Genomic DNA, 3,551 nt, shown 5'->3' with positions numbered 1-3,551 from the left:
CGATCTCGATGATGCCCATTTCGGTGAAAATACGGAGCCTTCCCTTTTCCGGCACCAAAAGCATTTCGCCATCGGCATCGAAGAAATAGTCGTCTTCCATATCGCGGTTGAATGCATAGACATGCGCTGCCATCCCTGCCTGGCCATGGACATCGCCGGCCGTGGTCATGGTGCGGATGCCATCGATGAAACTCGTTGGCTGCTGCGGCACCGGCGTCGGATTCCAGCGCAACTGGCCGATTGGCAATTTATGATCATCGAGGTTGGGCGCGGTCTTCCAATGTTCGCGCTTCGATGGTGTGAACCGGCCGCTGTGCTTGACCGAAGGTCTGATACGATACAGCCAGGAACGTTCATTGATGCCGCGCGGTGCGGTGAAGGGAGAGCCGGACAGTTGTTCGGCATAGAGCCCGTAAGCGCAACGTTGGGGCGAGTTCTGCCCCTGCGGAAGAGCGCCAGGCAGAGACTCCGTTTCGAAATCGTTGCCGAAGCCAGGCATGTAGTTGAGGGTCATGATCGTACCTCCCGATATTAGTTGCAAGTGTGACGATCTATTTTGTAACTATCAACCGCAAAGGGAGATTTCGCTGAAATGGAAAATGAGACGACCGAAACACCGCCGCTAGTTCTGGAGGACTTCATCCCCTACCGGCTGAACAAGGCGGCGGAGGCGGTCAGCCAGCGCTTCGCCAGCATCTATCGTGATCGATACGGGTTGACGCGGCCTGAATGGCGCACGCTGGCGACGCTTGGTCAATTCGGTATTTTGACGGCCACTGCAATCGGCGCGCATTCTTCCATGCACAAGACGAAGGTTTCGAGGGCGGTGTTCACGCTGGAAAAGCGCCGATGGTTAAGTCGCAAGCGTGATGACATCGACCGGCGCATCGAGAATCTGGAACTCACACCCGCAGGGCGGAAGATCTATGCCGATTTGGCCAAGGTCGCGCATGCCTTCGAGGCGGAACTTCTGTCAAACCTCGGCTCAAAAGGCGAGAAGGAGCTCAAGGCCGGACTGGCTGCGTTGGAAGCCTATTTTGGATAGAGATATCCTTGATATTGTCTCAGGTACACCCCATATTGATGCGTGATGTTTGATGCGCGATGTTTGGAGATTGAAATGCGAACGACTTTAGCTATTGATGACGACGTGCTTGCGGCAGCAAAAGGCTTAGCCGAACATCAAAACAAGACAATCGGCGAGGTCATATCAATGCTTGCCCGGAAATCTCTACAGGCGCCAGTTGCCAGCATAAGCGAGCGCAACGGCGTACCACTGCTTACTGTAAAGGATGGCACTCCGGTCACTATGGAATTCGTCAATCAGTTGCGCGATGAACTGCCCTGATGGCATTTTTGCTCGACGTCAATGTCCTGATCGCATTATTTGATCCAGTACATATTCATCACGTTTCCGCCCACAACTGGTTCGCAGAGATTGGTCAGTCCGCTTGGGCCACCTGCCCCCTTACCGAGAATGGCGTCATTCGCATTATCGGAGACCCGCGCTACCGGAATTCCCCCGGTTCTCCAGCCGCGATTGCGTCGTCATTGGCAATTTTTACGTCCAGGCCCGGCCATGAGTTCTGGGCGGACAGTATCAGCCTTATGAGGTCAAAACTGATCGACCCGTCGAGGCTGCTAATTTCGAGTCAGATTACAGACACCTACCTTCTTGCACTTGCGAGATCCAATGAAGGCCAGTTGGCAACTTTTGACCGGCGCTTGGTGACTGCCGCTGTGCCCGGTGGAAAAGATAACCTTCACCTGATCGAATTGTGACTCTGCACACTAACTCTTCAATCTATACCCCGTCGTGAAGATCCAGCGCAGGATGAGAATGCATGCGATGAGGAACAGCGCCGTCATGGCGAGGCTGGTGCCGATGTGCACGTCTGACAGGCCGAAGAAGCTCCAGCGGAAACCGCTGATCAGGTACACGACCGGGTTGAACAGCGTCACTTTTTGCCAGAAGGGCGGCAGCATTTCGATGGAGTAGAAACTGCCTCCGAGGAAGGTCAGCGGTGTGATGATCATCAACGGGACGAGCTGTAGCTTTTCGAAGCCGTCGGCCCAGATGCCGATGATGAAGCCGAACATGCTGAATGTAACTGCAGTCAGCACCAGGAAGAGCAGCATGACGAAGGGATGCTCAATCCGCAGCGGAACGAAGAGGGCGGCCGTGGCCAGAATGATGACGCCAAGAATGATGGATTTGGTCGCTGCGGCCCCGACATAGGCGACGACGATCTCCAGATAGGACACGGGTGCCGATAAAAGCTCGTAGATCGTGCCGACGAACTTCGGAAAATAGATGCCGAAGGATGCGTTGGAAATACTTTGCGTCAACAGCGACAGCATGATCAGGCCCGGCACGATGAACGCGCCATAGCTGACCCCGCTTATTTCAGGAATGCGTCCGCCGATGGCCGAGCCGAAGACGACGAAATACAGACTTGTGGAAACGACCGGCGAAATGACGCTCTGCATGATCGTGCGCCATGTGCGGTGCATCTCGAACAGGTAGATCGCCTTGATGGCATAGAGGTTCATTTGCGTTCCCTCACGAGATTCACGAAGATTTCTTCCAATGAACTTTCGCGCGTCTGGATATCCTTGAAACGGACACCAGCCTTGTCGAGGTCTTTCAGCAAGGCTGTAATCCCGGTGCGTTCTTTCTGCGTGTCATAGTGGTAGATGAGCTCGCAGCCGTCGGACGAAAGCTCAAGCTCATATTGGGCTAACGCCTCGGGCACCTCTTCGCGTTTCTCCTGGAGAAACAGCCGCAATTGCTTCCTGCCGAGCGAGCGCATCAGTTCAGCCTTCTCCTCGACCAAAATGATTTCGCCATGGCTGATGACGCCGATGCGATCGGCCATCTGCTGGGCTTCCTCAATATAATGCGTGGTCAGGATGATGGTGACGCCGGATTCGCGCAGTGCCCGCACGACATTCCACATGTCGCGCCGGAGCTCGACATCGACGCCGGCTGTAGGCTCATCCAGAAACAGGATCTCCGGTTCGTGCGACAAAGCTTTCGCAATCATGACGCGGCGCTTCATGCCACCGGACAGCGTCATGAGTTTCGAATCCTTCTTGTCCCACAGCGAGAGTTCTTTCAGGATCTTTTCGATATGCGCCGGTTTGGCCGGCTTGCCGAAGAGACCGCGACTGAAACTGACCGTATTCCAGACCGTCTCGAAGGCATCTGTCGTCAGTTCCTGCGGTACAAGGCCGATCTTGCTACGGGCCGCGCGATATTCCTTGATGATATCGTGGCCATCGGCGAGGATTGTTCCCGACGTCGGATTGACGATGCCGCAGATTGTCGAGATCAGCGTGGTCTTGCCCGCACCGTTAGGACCGAGCAGCGCGAATATCTCGCCATGGCGAATGTCGAGATTGATATTCTTCAGCGCTTCGAAACCGGTTGAGTAGGTTTTGTAAAGGCTGGAGACAGAGATAGCTGAGGACATGAATTTACCTGGAAAGGAATTTCGGTCTGGACGTATCTGGCGGAACAAATCTGAGGCGCAGGCGCGCCCTTGAGA

The 3,551-nt window shown here is 54.8% G+C and carries 6 protein-coding genes; 3 read left to right on the top strand and 3 right to left on the bottom strand.

The genetic code is table 11. The annotated features are described in order from the left end of the window. On the bottom strand, positions 1-514 hold a 514-nt coding region (locus tag ACXJ5O_RS21810), incomplete at its 3' end, for a homogentisate 1,2-dioxygenase (RefSeq protein WP_457301720.1). A 78-nt stretch (positions 515-592) separates the two neighbouring features. On the opposite strand from ACXJ5O_RS21810, the gene ACXJ5O_RS21805 reads away from it, so the two are divergent. The 3 genes from ACXJ5O_RS21805 to ACXJ5O_RS21795 all read left to right on the top strand — a co-directional run bounded on the left by ACXJ5O_RS21805 (position 593) and on the right by ACXJ5O_RS21795 (position 1,782). After that, positions 593-1,045, top strand: coding sequence for a MarR family winged helix-turn-helix transcriptional regulator (locus ACXJ5O_RS21805; protein ID WP_457301719.1), 453 nt, complete (start codon positions 593-595; stop codon positions 1,043-1,045). Positions 1,046-1,120: 75 nt separating this feature from the next. Next, positions 1,121-1,348, top strand: coding sequence for a CopG family transcriptional regulator (locus tag ACXJ5O_RS21800; RefSeq protein ID WP_271898832.1), 228 nt, complete (start codon positions 1,121-1,123; stop codon positions 1,346-1,348). Further along, complete coding sequence (locus tag ACXJ5O_RS21795; RefSeq protein WP_457301718.1) at positions 1,348-1,782, top strand: TA system VapC family ribonuclease toxin; 435 nt, start codon at positions 1,348-1,350, stop codon at positions 1,780-1,782. Before ACXJ5O_RS21800 ends, ACXJ5O_RS21795 begins: the two co-directional genes overlap by 1 nt. Positions 1,783-1,791: 9 nt before the next feature. Here ACXJ5O_RS21795 and ACXJ5O_RS21790 read toward each other — a convergent pair whose 3' ends face one another. Then, entirely contained in the window at positions 1,792-2,553 is a 762-nt protein-coding gene (locus ACXJ5O_RS21790; RefSeq protein WP_224506560.1) for an ABC transporter permease, read from the bottom strand. Then, positions 2,550-3,476: an ABC transporter ATP-binding protein gene (locus ACXJ5O_RS21785; protein WP_457301717.1), complete on the bottom strand. Its 927-nt coding sequence runs from the start codon at positions 3,474-3,476 to the stop codon at positions 2,550-2,552. Before ACXJ5O_RS21785 ends, ACXJ5O_RS21790 begins: the two co-directional genes overlap by 4 nt. Positions 3,477-3,551 lie beyond the last annotated feature (75 nt).

Source organism: Phyllobacterium sp. P5_D12, assembly GCF_054049495.1.
Note: the sequence above shows the minus strand (reverse complement) of the source record. Positions and strands in the feature narration are given on the sequence as shown.

Excerpts from the sequence above, each read along its gene's own strand:
- ACXJ5O_RS21805 (WP_457301719.1), top strand. The coding sequence starts at position 593 with ATGGAAAATGAGACGACCGAAACACCGCCGCTAGTTCTGGAGGACTTC.
- ACXJ5O_RS21800 (WP_271898832.1), top strand. The coding sequence starts at position 1,121 with ATGCGAACGACTTTAGCTATTGATGACGACGTGCTTGCGGCAGCAAAA.
- ACXJ5O_RS21795 (WP_457301718.1), top strand. The coding sequence starts at position 1,348 with ATGGCATTTTTGCTCGACGTCAATGTCCTGATCGCATTATTTGATCCA.
- ACXJ5O_RS21790 (WP_224506560.1), bottom strand. The coding sequence starts at position 2,553 with ATGAACCTCTATGCCATCAAGGCGATCTACCTGTTCGAGATGCACCGC.
- ACXJ5O_RS21785 (WP_457301717.1), bottom strand. The coding sequence starts at position 3,476 with ATGTCCTCAGCTATCTCTGTCTCCAGCCTTTACAAAACCTACTCAACC.